Here is a 14,472-nt window from a genome sequence, read left to right as displayed (position 1 = left end):
ACTAAATTTGCAAAGTCAAAAAAAATCCCGATTTTTGCACTCCTCCAATAAACCCGAGTTCATGAAATTATGTATTGCCGAGAAACCCAGTGTTGCCAGAGATATCGCCAAAGTATTGGGCGCTACCACGCCTAAACAAGGCTATATGGAAGGAAACGGCTATTGCGTAACATGGACGTTCGGACACCTTTGTACCCTGAAAGAACCACACGACTACGGTCCACAGTTCAAATCCTGGAACCTTTTTTCACTGCCGATTATTCCCAGCAGCTTTGGAATCAAGCTGATCCCTAATAAAGGTGTTGAAAATCAGTTTAAAGTCATTGAAAAGTTAGTTGAAGAATGTGATGAGGTCATTAACTGCGGGGATGCCGGGCAGGAAGGAGAACTGATTCAGCGTTGGGTGTTGCAGAAAGCAAAATGCAACAAACCGATTCAGCGTTTATGGATTTCTTCACTAACGGAAGATGCTATTAAAGAAGGATTTGCCAGTTTAAAACCGGCAGAAGATTATAAAAACCTTTATCTGGCCGGAAATGCCAGAGCCATAGGAGATTGGTTATTGGGAATCAATGCTACGAGACTATTTACGAAAAAATTTGGGGGAAATAAAGCAGTTCTTTCCATTGGAAGAGTGCAGACTCCTACATTGGCGATGCTTGTGCAGCGTCAGAAAGAAATCGATGCCTTTACCACGGAAGAATATTGGGAACTGAAAACCAAATACCGTGACGTGATTTTCAATGCAGCCATTGACCGTTTAAAAACGTTGGAACGTGCAGAAAAAGGATTGGAATATCTTAAAGTAAATCCTTTTGAGATCGTTTCTTTCGAAATTAAAGAAGGAAAAGAAAAAAATCCACGGCTTTTCGATTTGACCGGACTTCAGGTAGAAGCCAATAAAAAATACGGGTATTCAGCAGAAAATACCTTGAACTATGTGCAAAGTCTTTACGAAAAGAAGCACGTAACTTATCCCCGTGTTGATACCACCTACTTATCAGATAGTTTATATCCGAAAATTGCAGGAATTCTTCAGAAAATGTATCCTTATCAGGATCTGATTGCTCCGTTGCTGGAAGCTCCGATTCCAAAATCAAAAGCGGTTTTCGACGATACCAAAGTAACCGATCACCATGCGATCATTCCTACGGAAATTCCGCCTTCTCAGAATTTGAGCAGAGAAGAAAAACTGATTTATGATCTGATTGCAAAACGTTTTATAGCAGTATTCTATCCGGAATGTAAAATTTCCAATACTTTGGTAGAAGGAAAAGTAGGAACCATTCCTTTCAAAACCAGTGGAAGACAGGTTCTTGAAGCAGGATGGAGAGCCGTTTACGCCAAAGAGCCTAAAGAAGAAACCACCGATAAGGAAAAAGAAAAAGAGGAAGAACAAACCATCCCTGAATTTACTGTAGGAGAAACCGGACCCCACGATCCGATGATTCACCAGGGAAAAACAACGCCTCCAAAACCTTATACCGAAGCAACACTGCTGAGAGCGATGGAAACTGCCGGAAAACAGGTTGAAGATGAAGAATTGCGTGAAATGCTGAAAAACAACGGGATCGGAAGACCATCTACCCGTGCCAACATCATCGAAACCCTTTTCAAAAGAAAATACATCGAGAAAAAAAGAAAAAATCTGATCGCTACCCAAACCGGAATCCAGCTGATCGATACCATCGAAGACGAACTGTTAAAAAGCCCGGAACTGACCGGAGAATGGGAATCCAAACTTCGTAAAATTGAAAAAGGAGAGTATGAAGCTAATCTTTTCAAAGAAGAACTGATTCAGATGGTGACAGAACTCACTGAAAAAGTGGTGTACGGAAAAGGAAAAGTAATTACCCTCCAGGAAGAAGAAAAAGAAGAAGTCAAGGAGAAGAAAAAAAGAGAACCCGCACAGAAAAAAGAACTTCAGTCCTGGGAAGAAACGAAATGCCCGAAATGTAAAGAACATAATCTGATCAAAGGAAAAACCGCTGTAGGCTGCTCCGATTTCAAAAACTGCGGTTTTAAAATTACGTTCGAAATCTTCGGCAAGAAACTATCCGATAAACAACTTTTAGATTTGGTATTAAAAGGAAAAACTTCAAAATTAAAAGGCTTCTCTACCCACCCGGAAGCAATCACAGAAGGTGTTTTGACTTTAAGTGATGATTTCCAGGTGCAATTGAGCTAATCAATAGTATACTTAATCTAAATTATCAGCTACCATTTGGAAAGAATAAACTAACTGGAATTATCAGGTGGAGAATACGGGATTCGAACCCGTGGCCTTTTGACTCCCAGCCAAACGCAATAGTTTTTTGTATACGCTATACATAATGGAATGAGATAAACATTCTCTCAAAGATAATAAAATAATTGCATGAACTTGGCGCAGATAGGTGATTCAGCTTTTGATGTTATCACATTTTATCGGAGATAAAATCCTTGCGTCTTACAATATAAAACTTAGGAGCAAAACTTGCGCCTTTGCGTTTTCCAACCCATCTATACATAGATTCTATGGAATGACAAAGTGTACGGATAAGCAAAACGTTGTATTTGTTATTCAGCGGAAGCCAACCATACAATTATTTTTAGAATTAGAATAGTTATCCTATTTACAAATACCCCAACTAAAGACGTAAAAATTCCCCTCCAGTGGAGGGGTGGCCAAAATTCAAAGAATTTTTGACGGGGTGGTTTTACAGTTTCTTAAATACCGTGTCATCATGAAACTTCAACATTCTCCCTTTTCTGTTTGATAAACTGAAAAACAGATCCAACAATAAAAAGCAGAAGAATAACAAGAAGAGTCTGCCCGATGATGGGATCTTTGATATCTTTAGCCAAAGGATGTCCAATCGGAACCCGTGTGAATGTCTCGTTAACAGTGGGAACCAGCGACAGGAAAAAGCTGAATGACAACAGGAAATTCTCAAAATACCTGGCTTTCTTACTTTCTTTTTTATTGGCAAAAAGAAAATAGGCCACAGTGATCAAAACAAGGATAAATAATGAGAACACATGTCCTGCATTAAAACCTCCGTTTTTGGAGATACCTAATGCTGTAAGTGAAGTGACGGCCGTCGCATAAAAATAGACTTTTCCTGACGGCTGAGCCAGATTGATTTTACCATATCTGATAAATCCTATCACTGCGCCAATAAGAGCTGTTACGCCAATAATAGTGTGAAAAATTCCTAAACCTGATAGATTCATATTGATTGTATTTTAAAATTGATACTTATAAGCTGCAGGTATATTACTGTTCCCTGTAACTGACAGTACAAATTTGCGATAGAAATACAGAAATGATTTTGTGATTTAGTTCAAGAATTTGGGATTTTGGTTCAAAAAAGAACTCCTTATCAAAACAGGAAATACATTCATAATCTTTAAAAAGGTACGATTATCATCCTTTCCTTTCCTGGCGGTAATTGGAGGGCGTTATATGAAATTTATCGCTGAAGTTTTTGGTAAAAGTGGCCAGATCGTTGAATCCGCATTCGAACGCGATATCGGTAATGCGTTCATCGGATATTAAAAGTAATTCGGCGGCTTTTTCCAGTTTTTTGTTTCTTATATAATTGGCGGGGGTATCGTTGTAAAGTTTTGAAAATTCTCTTTTGAAAGATGATACACTTAAATTGCTTTGCTCAGCAAGCTGTTCGATTGTTAGCTGTGAAAATAAATTCGCTTCAATGATTTGCTTAAAAGAATAGGTGGTGGGAGAGAAAAGCTGTGACAGGATCAGCTGAACGGCCTTAGCATTCTGTGACTGAGCCAACAGCAAAATGATTTCCTTGAGTTTTAGAACCAATATATCTTCATTAACGAGGGAAGGGTTTTCAAAATAAAAAAGCAGCCCTTCTACATACTTCTGAATCAGAAAGTCATTGTTTATTTTCTCATTGGATTTATTCGAAACGATATCGGAAGGTTTTTGCAGTAATAAAGGCAATTCTCTGTCATAGATTTTTTTCAGGATGTCAGGATAGAACGTAACGATCACAATCTCACAATGATCTTCTGACGCTGAGTTCTGAATATGTTTTCCGGAGCTGATACAGTTCAGAAAAAGAGAATAATTTGCAGAAACATCAAACTCCTGTTCCTCTGTTTTGTACTGAAACTCACCTTTAAGCACATACAGAAAGCAGGCTTGCTCCGAAACCGGAAAATCATACCTGAAGGACCCTGATATATCAATTTTCTGTATCAGGGTTTTCCCAAACAATTCGTGTTTTTTGTAATCATTCAGCATAATGGAGTACGTGAGTTTTTGAATTCAATAATAGGAAAGTTAAATAAATTTTTTTGTAAATGTAAAGCAATATTATATTTTATCGGAGATCAAATCTTAACGCTTCAAAAACAAATAGTTTGGCGACAATTGGCGACTTTGCGTTTTTCAACCTATCTATCCAGAGATTCTTACGAAACCACATTATGTACGAATAAACTAAACGTCGTAAATTTCATTCCGAAGAAATCCGGCCTTACACTTTTTTTGACAGGTGGTTTTACCGGAATAACTCGTCATACCAGCCATCCACATCGCTTTTAATCTCCTCATGATGCTTACATAAAATCATAGCCAGCTCCAGTTCATATCTCTCAGATTGATAAGGATTCTTTCTGAAGAATCCGATCTGGAAGCACTTTATCAATGTGTTGAAATATGCCGCGAAATGGGAAAAACAAAAGAGGAAGTGATAGATTATATTAAAAAATCATGTTCCACCTATCATCATATGACCGGAACCTGTAAAATGGGAATCGACAGCCTTTCTGTAGTAGATCCGAGACTGAGAGTATATGGAATAAAAGGATTAAGGATAGCTGACGTATCGATCATGCCGGATGTGGTTTCCGGAAATACCAACGCACCTACCATTATGATTGGTGAAAAAGAAGCCGATATGATCAGAGAAGATCATCATCTGAAAGCGTCAGGTTTATCTGAAAAATTATCATTTGTTGTGTAAGCAGGGTTTAAAAACTTGGAAAGAAGCCGTTTCCTGTTCATGGAGCGGCTTTTTAATGAAAAATTGAAAGATCATTGAGATCAAAAACTTTATAGCGCTTACCTTTGTTTAAAATAAAATCCATGACACCAGAAAAAAAGAAACTCATTACAGACAGCTTCAGCCGCTCGGAAACCTTGAAATTCTATAAAGCAGAACTGCTGGAAGTAGAAACTGATTTTATATCGATGAAGATCCCTAAGATGGAAATGATGACCCGAAAAGCAGGCATGTTCAATGGCGCAATGATCGCCTCTCTGGTAGACGTTTCTTCAGGATATGCCGCTGTGAGCCATTATCCGGAAGACTGTTATGTAGTGACCGTTGAATTGAAAGTGAACTACCTTCGTCCGGCAATGGGTGATGCTTTGATTTCGAAATCCTATGTTATCAAAGGGGGAGGGAAAATTGTTGTGGTGAGAACGGAAATCTATGTCCAGACCGAAGGTTCTGATTCTGAAAGTCATGTAGCCACCTCATTAGTAACCATGATGAAAATAAAATAAGAAATTAAGAGAAAATAAAAGACAAGATATTCCTTCAATAAAGGGTTTCAAAGCATTTTTTTTCCGAAATGGAATAGCTTTTGCTCAACAAACCCCATAAACATTAAAAAATATCACAATGAACTTAATTATCCGACTTTTTATTACAGCAATTGTTGCTTATCTTTTAACTAAAATTTTACCGGGAGTACAGTTTGAAGGATTTTCTTCAGCCATCATCTTTGCGATTGTGCTTGGGGTTCTTAACATATTTGTAAAGCCAATTTTAAGTCTGTTTGGCCTTCCGCTGACTATTCTTACCTTAGGATTCTTTGCGCTGGTAATTAATGCCGCAATTGTCCTTATTGCAGACTATTTCATAGACAGTATGGTTGTAGATGGCTTCTGGTGGGCATTTATCTTCAGTATATTATTATCAATCGTAACTTCTCTGGCGAATTCAATGTTCTCAGATGGAGAATAGAATACCAATAACGATTACATACAATAGGCTGTCCTTTTGGACAGCCTATTCTTTTTTTAACAGTTCTTTTTAATCCACTTAATACAGTCTTCGTAAGTCAGTTTCTGGTTATCTTTCTTCATGTAAGGGGCATTAATCGGTTCGTTTTCTGCAATATTTGCCATGATCTGTTCAAGAGTCCTTCCTGCAAAATTGACTCTCGTTTCCTTTATAGATCCATACTTGAAATGGCCTTCATGGACGTGCCAAAGATTGGGTGCGCCTGCGTCTACACGCGTTGCTTTAAAATCGCCTGTGTCTGGTGTACTCATAATGTAAAATTTTAATTAGGTTGTTATTGGTTATATCGGACGTCTGATATTGTAAATTTCACTATTTCAGACAGGCAGAGTAACAGAGAAAATCCCCATATTTAAAAAGTAGGTGTTTTCCCCGAAAAGAGCTCATCTGTGAAAAAAGAATTTTAATGTTAATTCTTTCGTCCGTTTTTATTTTAAATATTAACTTTGGCAATCTTTGAATTTAATAAAAGGATGAATGAAATCACTGCAATTTCATAAATCCGTTAAAAAAATGAATATCAACATATGAAACTTAAGTACAGTCTGCTGGCTTTGGCAGCTCCGCTTTTAATGAATGCACAACAAGTAATGACGCCTGAAATCCTTTGGACTTTGAAAAAAGTTGGAGTACAGGCAGTTTCACCGGATCAGGGTTCCCTTATCTATAAAGTAGGACAGGTAGACCTGAAAACAGAGAAAACGAAAAACGAGAACTATTTTCTGAATGTTCTTAATCATCAGTCTTCCAAAATTGATTTCGGTAAAAAAGCACTTATTCAGTGGGATAAAAACGGAATTTATGCTCAGGAAGGAGATAAAATTTATCTTTCCAAAGATGCCGGAAAAACCTGGACAGAATTTTATACCATCGGGGAAGCTGATAATATTGTCATTTCTCCTGACGGGAAGAAGATTGCCTTCAGCAAGCAGGTATTGGTGGAGAAAGTAATGGGGAAAGATAAATTCAGCGATACTCCTAAAACAACGGCTCAGGTATACACAGACCTGAACCACAGACACTGGGATTACTTCAATGAAGGTAAGTACAACCATGTATTTGTAGTGAATACAGCCGATAAAGTAGAAGGAGCGAAAGATCTTCTGGAAGGAAAAACCTGGGATTCTCCGCAAAGACCTTTCGGTGGTGCTGAAGATTTTATCTGGAGCCCGGATTCTGCACAGCTTTTATATGTTACAAAACCTAAAAGTGGTAAAGAATATGCTACAAGTACCAATACCGATATCTTTGCTTATGATCTGGCATCAGGTACTACCAAAAACCTTACGGAATCCAACAAAGGATATGATGTAAACCCAAAATTCAGCCCGGACGGAAAATCTTTAATCTGGCAGAGTATGGCCAGAGACGGATATGAAGCTGATAAAAATGATGTGAAAATTTTAGACTGGAAGTCAGGGAAGACGACTAACCTTACTTCAGGTTGGGACGAAAGTGTTTCAGGAGATGTGCTTTGGGGAGCAGATTCAAAAACAATCTACTTCACAGCGGCATTCAGAGGTACAAAACAGCTTTTCTCGCTGGATTCAAAATCAGCAAAAGTACAGCAGATCACCAAAGGAGATTTTGACGTTAACGAAATCTTTACAGATAATAAAACTTCACTTCTGGTAGGAAGAACAGACGTAAACCATGCCACAGAATTATTCTCTGTAAACGTTAAAAATGGAGAAATGAAGCAGGTTACTGAAGCCAACAAGGAAACTTATGCTAAGCTGGCTCAGGGGAAATCTGAACTTAAAATGGTGAAAACTTCAGACGGTAAAGAAATGGGAGTTTGGTTCCACTATCCACCGAACTTTGACCCGAACAAAAAATATCCTACTTTGGTATACTGCCAGGGTGGACCACAGTCTGCACTTACTCAATATTTCAGTGTAAGATGGAACTTTGCTCTTATGACAGCTAACGATTATATCGTAGTAGCTCCAAACAGAAGAGGAATGCCAGGCTGGGGAACAAAATGGAACGAAGAAATTTCAAAAGACTGGGGCGGACAGCCAATGAGAGATTATCTGGCGGCAACAGACTTTGCGAAAACTTTACCATACGTGGATGGTGACAGAGTAGCAGCTGTAGGAGCTAGTTACGGAGGATACAGTGTATTTATGCTCGCTGGAATCCATGAGAACAGATTCAAGACTTTCATCGCTCATGATGGGTTATTTGATATGAAATCCTGGTATCTGACTACGGAAGAATTGTGGTTTGCAAATTGGGATCTTGGTTCTCCATGGGAAAAACCACTTCCAAAAGCATACACAGAATTTAATCCAAGCAACTTCGTAGAAAAGTGGAACAAGCCGATCATGATTGTTCAGGGAGGAATCGATTTCCGTGTTCCTTACGAGCAGGGTCAGGAAGCTTTCCAGGCTGCAAAATTAAGAGGATTAAAATCTAAACTGGTGTACTTCCCGAACGAAAACCACTGGGTACTTCATCCACAAAACGGATTGGTATGGCAGAGAGAATTCTTCGACTGGTTGAAGGAAACTTTGTAGACAAACAATATAAAATATCAATAGAAACGGGCTTTAGCCCGTTTTTTTTAATTAAAAAAACAATGACTTTAGCCAAAACCTCAATAACTTCTTTCTTCAGGCTCCCGGCTTCCAGCCTAATTAAAAATAAATTAAATCTTTATATTTGAATATGCAAAGCCGTATTTCTTCATTTCCACCCATTATTGACGCTCAGTCTGAAATTCTGATTTTAGGATCAATTCCCGGAGTGAAATCACTGGAAAAACAGCAGTATTATGCCCATCCGCAAAATAAATTCTGGAAAATCATTTTTGAATTGCTGAACGAACAATTTACTGATGATTACACACAAAGAATTGAAACGATAAAGAAACATCATATTGCCCTGTGGGATGTCATTGATTCCTGCGAGAGAAAAGGAAGCCTGGATTCTGAAATCAGGAATGAAGAAGCCAATCAGATTGCTGAACTGTTGGAAAAACATCCGAATGTAAAAGCTATTTTCTGCAATGGCGGAAAGTCTTACAAAAACTTACAAAAGTTGTTGGGGAAAAATTATAAACTTCCCGTTTTTTTATTGCCTTCTACAAGTCCGCTTCATACCGTTTCCTTTGACAAAAAGCTGGAAGAGTGGAGGAAAATACTGGATTTTTTGGTTTGAGTGTGGGAGAATTTGAGAGTTTTGGAATGACAGGGTTTGAGAGTGAGAAGATAAAGCTAGATTTCTGAGAAATGACAAACAGAGCGCTTTATTTATATGCACCCTTTGTCATTTTTTAGAAATCTATGGTCTTACAAAACTAACCCTCAAACTTTCCCACTCTGAAACCCATTAGCTTCCAGATATTCTCTCAATCCCTTCAACAGTTCCAGCTGGTTTTTTGTCCTGTCCAGATTATGTTCAGGATGCATGATAGAATAGTAGGTACTTCCGTTAAGGTAATCTGTTAGAAAGCGAAGTTCCTGAATATAAATAGCGACTTGTGCTGCATAATCAAGATTCTCATATTCTTCAGGCGTCAGCTTTTCCTTTAAATGAAATAAGAATCCCTCTTTTACTACCTTATACATTTCAGGGTTGAAATTGTTTTGGGCTGTCCCGTCATCTTCCTGTGTTGTATTGGTGTAAGACTGAATCATGGTTCCAAAATCATACAAAATAGTAGAAATCATCATGGTATCAAGATCAATCACAGCTAATGGATTACGGTTCTGATCAAAGAGAATATTACTGATTTTTACATCGGCATGAATAATCCTTTTAGGGATCTGGTTGTTTTTCTCCATTTCAATCCATCGGTCAGGTAAGGACAAAAGCTGGTTGGTGATTTCTATTTCAGTCTTAGCATTTTCTATAAAATAAGGCTCTGCATTTTTTAAAGAGTCTTTATAATCTGCAACCCTCTTCTCAAAATTGAGGAAATTGGGAAGAGAATCTTCAATGGCAGGTAATTGTTCAGTATTTACCGTATTGAGAAAATAACTGAAGGTTTTAGCCGCATCAAAAGCCGTCTGTAAGGAGGGAGCAGTAAGGAATGTAGTGCTGTTTTCTACAAAACTTAACATACGCCATGGCTGACCATTTTTATCTTTTACCAGAATTTTACCGGTAAGAGAAGGAATAGGTTCTATAATTTCAAATTGATAATTATTTGACCTGAGCACATCATTGATCATTAAATGGTTATTAACGACCACTTCCGGCTGTTTAAAAACATGATTGTTGATTTTCTGCAGAATAAACTTTTTTCCCTGATCTTTATTCTCCAAAAGATAAGTGGTATTGATCAATCCATCAGTAATAGAAGTGAGTTCGTAATTATTCGTAGTTATAAAAGCAGCAATAATATCATTTAGCTCCATAAATCTTCCGGGTATCTGTTATTTTTAATCTCTGAAGTCAGAAAATCTATAATTTCCTTTTTATCGTCAGCATAGGTAACTCCCATCCATCGGGATGGAGATGTTTTCACTTTTACTTTGACTCTGTTTTCGTTCATCATTTTTTGTACTGCGGAAGGAATGTAAAATTCCTGATTGGGCAGTGGATCAGATTCTATGAAATCATAGAAATAGGCTTCCAGATAACAAAAAATATGAGGATGGAAAATAAAAAAGTTCATGGATACCAATGTTTCGGGATCTAATTTTATATTTTTTCCGTTTTCAACATAAATGATTGAATGATTGATCTTTTGAATAGAAGTTTGTTCCTCTACTTTAATCAGATAATTTTCAGCATCCAACGTACATATTCCTCTTGCTACAGCACCGTTGCCACTCAATGTTGTACCCACAGGATAAGCAATCATCCCTAATTGTGTATCTGAAATATAATGATGGTTAATTTCATCAGCAGCCAGTCGATAGGCTTCTTTTCCGTAGAAATCATCTGCATTGATCATCACAAAAGGTTCCTGTATTGAATATTTGGCACAAAGTACAGCATGAGCAGTTCCCCATGGTTTCTCACGATCCGGATAATCAAAGCCTTCCAGTGAAATAGGAATGGTATCTATCTCCTGATATACCCAAAGCAATTCAAAATTTTTAGCTTTTGAGATGCCGTTGAGCCTTTCAATATAACTTTCAGGAATCAGTTTGTTAACAATAATAACTACTTTTTGGAAACCAGCTTCCAGAGCATCAAAGATAGAATACTCAAGAATCGGGGAACCGTTATCAAGTATTCCGTCTATTTGTTTAAGTCCTTTGTACCTACTGCCTAACCCACCTGCTAATATGAGTAATGTCTTCTTAGAACTCATCAGTCATTCCAAATACAGGTTTACGGGTTTTCCATTTTCCATTGGTAAAATCAGGGATATCAACTACCTGACCACCTTTGGCAATAGACTCTTCACTCAATGGGGTTATAGAATACCATAGGGCAAGATCATATACATCCATCGGGAATTCTATATTTCGTTTGATACATTCAATAAAAGTATTCATTACAAAGAAATCCATTCCGCCATGTCCGGCGCCTGCAGCGGTAGTTTCAAACTTCTTCCACATTGGATGATCATATTCTTTCATCCATTTTTCAGTATTATCCCAACGGTGGGTATGGTTCATTGTTTTTTCAAAATAGATATGTCCCTGGTTGAAATCTCCCCATCCGAAATCCTGCCACAATCCCTCAGTTCCTTGAACTCTGAAGCCAAGATCATATGGTCTCTGCAAACTTGTATCATGAGTAAGAAGGATAGTTTCTCCATTGGCACAGGCAATCTGCGTGGTTACAATATCTCCCTGGTTGAATTTTACTTTGGCACTAGGATGGTTTTCTCCTCCTTTTGGATGTTCAACAATATATTTATGAAGGCCTACAGATTTTGATGAGAATGAAGAAAGCCTCGTTAAACGATTTCCTCTGTTGATATCCATCATCATCGCAACCGGACCTAATCCATGGGTAGGATAAAGCTCTCCATTACGCTTTACATAATGTTCGGTTCTCCATTTTGCTTCACTGAATCCTTTTTCTCCAAATTCAGCCCCGGAATTGTACGGATTAACTCCATCATTGAAAAGAACACCTCTCAGATCATGCTGATAACCGCCTCTTCCATGCACCAGCTCTCCGAACATTCCTTTACGGACCATATTCAGGATGGCCATAATATCTCTGCGGTAACAAACGTTTTCCATCATAAAGATAGGAACTTTCGTTTCCTCATATACCTTTACAAATTCCCAGCAGTCCTGAAGCTTTATAGCCCCGGAAACTTCCATGCCCACAATTTTTTTAGCACGCATAGCTTCTACGCCCTGGGTAAGATGCCATTCCCATGGAGTAGCAATCACAACAGCGTCTATAGTTTTTAATTTTAAAAGATTTCGATAGTCATATTCCCCGTTGGAAAACTCCTGAGCAGCCGGTTTATTGTTGTCTTTTAAGATTTTTTGAGAAGCAGCAAGCATTCTTTTCTCCGGATCTGCAAACGCAACAATCTCTACATCATTACGTTTTGCCAGTAATTTTACATGCTCCTGGCCACGAAGGCCTACACCGATAAAACCGACGCGGACTTTTTTATCCGTTTTAAAATCATTGGAATAAGCAAATAAAGAATTGGGTAAAACCAATGCCCCAAAGCTTGCTAAAGCTGCGGTCTTAAGAAAGTTTCTGCGGGAGTTACTATTGTTCATCTATTTTTTTCTTAAATATATTAAAACTTTTGTAAATCCCGATAAAGTGATAGATAATAGGAGAATGAAGAAACAGAAGTAGTTGGTGAGAATTTGTAGCTTGTTGGATTTTAAAGTTGAATGATTTTGGAATTGTTGACGTATGGATTATTAATTTTCGCTTTTTTCTCTATTTTGATCATTTATATTTTTTTTACATATTTTGTTATATGCGTAAAAATTTATTGATTGATCCAGGCTTTTCTTAATGCAATCTGTTTTGAATCGGGGTTGGAAACAGGAGTTACCTTTCCGGTAGCTTCATCATAGTTGAATCCTGCTTTTTCCAGATACTCTTTTAAAGGAATGGGTTGAGTGCCTTGTACGAAATCTCTAAAAAAAGTCTGTATTTCGGGATAAGTCATTTTGGTAATCTCATCAAAAAGTTCATCATCATTAAAATATTGACCTGCTCCATACTTTTTCATAAGCATCTGCATCAGATCCTGAGTTCCCATTTTCCCGTTAGAAAGTTCTCTTAGTCTTATATCCAGACATAACCCGAGTAATGCTCCTTTCATATAAAAGTTCATATACTGATCCTGTCTTTCCATAGATTTTTTACTCATTTCTGTTAAAGATAGAGTGTTGTCAAATGCTTTCATGCCTTTGATCTTTTCTTCCAGACTTTTTTCAAAATCTTCCAGACTGATCATTTTTTGTTTGATAGGCATATGAATGGTCGCATATTCAGTCATCCCTTCATATAACCAAAGGTGTTGAGACATGACAGGATTCAGGAAATCATAATGCTGAATTTCCTCTGAATGAATGTTGAGTGGAGTAACAACATGGAAAAACTCATGGGAAGCCACTCTGTTCAGAGCATTTGGAAGAAACTTCATACTTCCGGAACGGTACAGGCAGACCGTAGAGTGGGAATGTTCAAGTCCGTCCCCTAAAAATCCGTTCTCATTGGAAGATTCATAATAAATCAGAAAAGCATATTTGTTGACAGGTAATGTTCCGCCAAGATAAGCCTGCTGATTTTTCAGAATATTTTCTATTTCGTGAGCAATCGTTTTGGAGTAATGTCTTTCCTTTTTATTGTAGAATGAGACAAGTACTTTGGTATGACCTATTTTCAGCCAGGTGGTATCAGGAACGGAATATAAAACGGGAGAATCTACCAGTTCACGGTAATCCTTTGCCCAAACCATATCCGTATTCTTATTTTTCTGTTGATAATTTAAAGCAGAAGATGCGTAGAAATCCTTATTCTTTGTAATGGTAATCTTATAAGGAATATCTTTTAGTTCTTCAAAATATCCCACTAAAGAATTATAATTGATGACAAAAACACTGTCTTTTATAAACATGCTGCCGGCAGATCTGGCTTCGTTAGATTCTTTTTCCAAAGAGTCCCACCCGTCAGCTACCTGATAAGATATTTTCTTTACACGATTGAGATCATGTACCATCCAGCTGTTTTTATCCAGACGTTCGGTTACTACTTTTTTACCGTTTTTATCGGTGGCGGTGAAATCAGAAACATATTGTCCGAAATTCATAGCCTGATAAAACCCGGGTATCAGTTTGGGAATGATAAATTTGCCCTGTTTAAGATTATTCTTTGGAGGCGAAAAAGATACCCGGACTTCATCATTGGACATATGAAGAAGATCTATAGAATATTCGTAATTTTTCTTTGAAGTCTGGGCAATCATTAGGCTAGGTAGTATGATGACCACAAAAAATAGCTTTATAAGGGTATTCATGGG

14 protein-coding genes are annotated in these 14,472 nt (G+C 37.7%); 6 read left to right on the top strand and 8 right to left on the bottom strand.

What is annotated here, in order from left to right; genetic code table 11:
• Positions 1-61: 61 nt before the first annotated feature.
• Positions 62-2,188 carry a type IA DNA topoisomerase gene (locus A1704_RS07490; protein WP_062672082.1) on the top strand — a complete coding sequence of 709 codons (2,127 nt, stop codon included), beginning with the start codon at positions 62-64 and terminating at the stop codon, positions 2,186-2,188.
• 536 nt (positions 2,189-2,724) lie between these two features.
• Here A1704_RS07490 and A1704_RS07485 read toward each other — a convergent pair.
• The 3 genes from A1704_RS07485 to A1704_RS24420 form a co-directional block, all read right to left on the bottom strand.
• Positions 2,725-3,216 (bottom strand): hypothetical protein, encoded by a 492-nt coding sequence (locus tag A1704_RS07485; RefSeq protein WP_062672080.1) that lies wholly within the window; start codon positions 3,214-3,216, stop codon positions 2,725-2,727.
• Between the two features lie 193 nt (positions 3,217-3,409).
• On the bottom strand, positions 3,410-4,261 hold the full coding sequence (locus A1704_RS07480; RefSeq protein ID WP_062672078.1) for a helix-turn-helix domain-containing protein: 852 nt from the start codon (positions 4,259-4,261) through the stop codon (positions 3,410-3,412).
• 259 nt (positions 4,262-4,520) lie between these two features.
• The gene (locus tag A1704_RS24420; RefSeq protein ID WP_157885758.1) at positions 4,521-4,667 is read right to left on the bottom strand and encodes a hypothetical protein; all 147 of its coding nucleotides are present in this window, start codon (positions 4,665-4,667) and stop codon (positions 4,521-4,523) included.
• A gap of 21 nt (positions 4,668-4,688) precedes the next feature.
• Between A1704_RS24420 and A1704_RS07475 the strand changes: the two genes are divergently transcribed.
• From A1704_RS07475 to A1704_RS07465, 3 genes are all read left to right on the top strand, one after another.
• On the top strand, positions 4,689-4,985 hold the full coding sequence (locus A1704_RS07475; RefSeq protein ID WP_062672076.1) for a GMC oxidoreductase: 297 nt from the start codon (positions 4,689-4,691) through the stop codon (positions 4,983-4,985).
• 122 nt (positions 4,986-5,107) lie between these two features.
• Entirely contained in the window at positions 5,108-5,530 is a 423-nt protein-coding gene (locus A1704_RS07470; RefSeq protein ID WP_062672074.1) for a PaaI family thioesterase, read from the top strand.
• A gap of 118 nt (positions 5,531-5,648) precedes the next feature.
• Positions 5,649-5,993 carry a phage holin family protein gene (locus A1704_RS07465; RefSeq protein WP_062672072.1) on the top strand — a complete coding sequence of 115 codons (345 nt, stop codon included), beginning with the start codon at positions 5,649-5,651 and terminating at the stop codon, positions 5,991-5,993.
• A 56-nt stretch (positions 5,994-6,049) separates the two neighbouring features.
• Here the strand turns inward: A1704_RS07465 and A1704_RS07460 are convergent, their stop codons facing one another.
• On the bottom strand, positions 6,050-6,304 hold the full coding sequence (locus A1704_RS07460; protein ID WP_062672070.1) for a hypothetical protein: 255 nt from the start codon (positions 6,302-6,304) through the stop codon (positions 6,050-6,052).
• A 276-nt stretch (positions 6,305-6,580) separates the two neighbouring features.
• On the opposite strand from A1704_RS07460, the gene A1704_RS07455 reads away from it, so the two are divergent.
• Together A1704_RS07455 and A1704_RS07450 are read left to right on the top strand one after the other, a co-directional pair.
• The gene (locus A1704_RS07455) at positions 6,581-8,575 is read left to right on the top strand and encodes a S9 family peptidase (protein WP_062672068.1); all 1,995 of its coding nucleotides are present in this window, start codon (positions 6,581-6,583) and stop codon (positions 8,573-8,575) included.
• 151 nt (positions 8,576-8,726) lie between these two features.
• On the top strand, positions 8,727-9,218 hold the full coding sequence (locus tag A1704_RS07450; protein WP_062672067.1) for a DNA-deoxyinosine glycosylase: 492 nt from the start codon (positions 8,727-8,729) through the stop codon (positions 9,216-9,218).
• A 146-nt stretch (positions 9,219-9,364) separates the two neighbouring features.
• Here the strand turns inward: A1704_RS07450 and A1704_RS07445 are convergent, their stop codons facing one another.
• The 4 genes from A1704_RS07445 to A1704_RS07430 all read right to left on the bottom strand — a co-directional run bounded on the left by A1704_RS07445 (position 9,365) and on the right by A1704_RS07430 (position 14,469).
• Positions 9,365-10,420 (bottom strand): phosphotransferase enzyme family protein, encoded by a 1,056-nt coding sequence (locus tag A1704_RS07445; RefSeq protein ID WP_062672065.1) that lies wholly within the window; start codon positions 10,418-10,420, stop codon positions 9,365-9,367.
• Positions 10,411-11,325: a sugar phosphate nucleotidyltransferase gene (locus A1704_RS07440; RefSeq protein WP_062672063.1), complete on the bottom strand. Its 915-nt coding sequence runs from the start codon at positions 11,323-11,325 to the stop codon at positions 10,411-10,413. Before A1704_RS07440 ends, A1704_RS07445 begins: the two co-directional genes overlap by 10 nt.
• Positions 11,315-12,712, bottom strand: coding sequence for a Gfo/Idh/MocA family protein (locus tag A1704_RS07435; RefSeq protein ID WP_062672061.1), 1,398 nt, complete (start codon positions 12,710-12,712; stop codon positions 11,315-11,317). Before A1704_RS07435 ends, A1704_RS07440 begins: the two co-directional genes overlap by 11 nt.
• 221 nt (positions 12,713-12,933) lie before the next feature.
• On the bottom strand, positions 12,934-14,469 hold the full coding sequence (locus A1704_RS07430; protein WP_082798734.1) for a M61 family metallopeptidase: 1,536 nt from the start codon (positions 14,467-14,469) through the stop codon (positions 12,934-12,936).
• Positions 14,470-14,472: the final 3 nt, after the last annotated feature.

The organism is Chryseobacterium cucumeris, from assembly GCF_001593385.1.
Lineage (GTDB): Bacteria > Bacteroidota > Bacteroidia > Flavobacteriales > Weeksellaceae > Chryseobacterium > Chryseobacterium cucumeris.
Note: the sequence above shows the minus strand (reverse complement) of the source record. Positions and strands in the feature narration are given on the sequence as shown.

Excerpts from the sequence above, each read along its gene's own strand:
- A1704_RS07480 (WP_062672078.1), bottom strand. The coding sequence starts at position 4,261 with ATGCTGAATGATTACAAAAAACACGAATTGTTTGGGAAAACCCTGATA.
- A1704_RS07475 (WP_062672076.1), top strand. The coding sequence starts at position 4,689 with ATGGGAAAAACAAAAGAGGAAGTGATAGATTATATTAAAAAATCATGT.
- A1704_RS07450 (WP_062672067.1), top strand. The coding sequence starts at position 8,727 with ATGCAAAGCCGTATTTCTTCATTTCCACCCATTATTGACGCTCAGTCT.
- A1704_RS07440 (WP_062672063.1), bottom strand. The coding sequence starts at position 11,325 with ATGAGTTCTAAGAAGACATTACTCATATTAGCAGGTGGGTTAGGCAGT.
- A1704_RS07445 (WP_062672065.1), bottom strand. The coding sequence starts at position 10,420 with ATGGAGCTAAATGATATTATTGCTGCTTTTATAACTACGAATAATTAC.
- A1704_RS07485 (WP_062672080.1), bottom strand. The coding sequence starts at position 3,216 with ATGAATCTATCAGGTTTAGGAATTTTTCACACTATTATTGGCGTAACA.
- A1704_RS07490 (WP_062672082.1), top strand. The coding sequence starts at position 62 with ATGAAATTATGTATTGCCGAGAAACCCAGTGTTGCCAGAGATATCGCC.
- A1704_RS07430 (WP_082798734.1), bottom strand. The coding sequence starts at position 14,469 with ATGAATACCCTTATAAAGCTATTTTTTGTGGTCATCATACTACCTAGC.
- A1704_RS07465 (WP_062672072.1), top strand. The coding sequence starts at position 5,649 with ATGAACTTAATTATCCGACTTTTTATTACAGCAATTGTTGCTTATCTT.
- A1704_RS07455 (WP_062672068.1), top strand. The coding sequence starts at position 6,581 with ATGAAACTTAAGTACAGTCTGCTGGCTTTGGCAGCTCCGCTTTTAATG.
- A1704_RS07460 (WP_062672070.1), bottom strand. The coding sequence starts at position 6,304 with ATGAGTACACCAGACACAGGCGATTTTAAAGCAACGCGTGTAGACGCA.
- A1704_RS07435 (WP_062672061.1), bottom strand. The coding sequence starts at position 12,712 with ATGAACAATAGTAACTCCCGCAGAAACTTTCTTAAGACCGCAGCTTTA.
- A1704_RS07470 (WP_062672074.1), top strand. The coding sequence starts at position 5,108 with ATGACACCAGAAAAAAAGAAACTCATTACAGACAGCTTCAGCCGCTCG.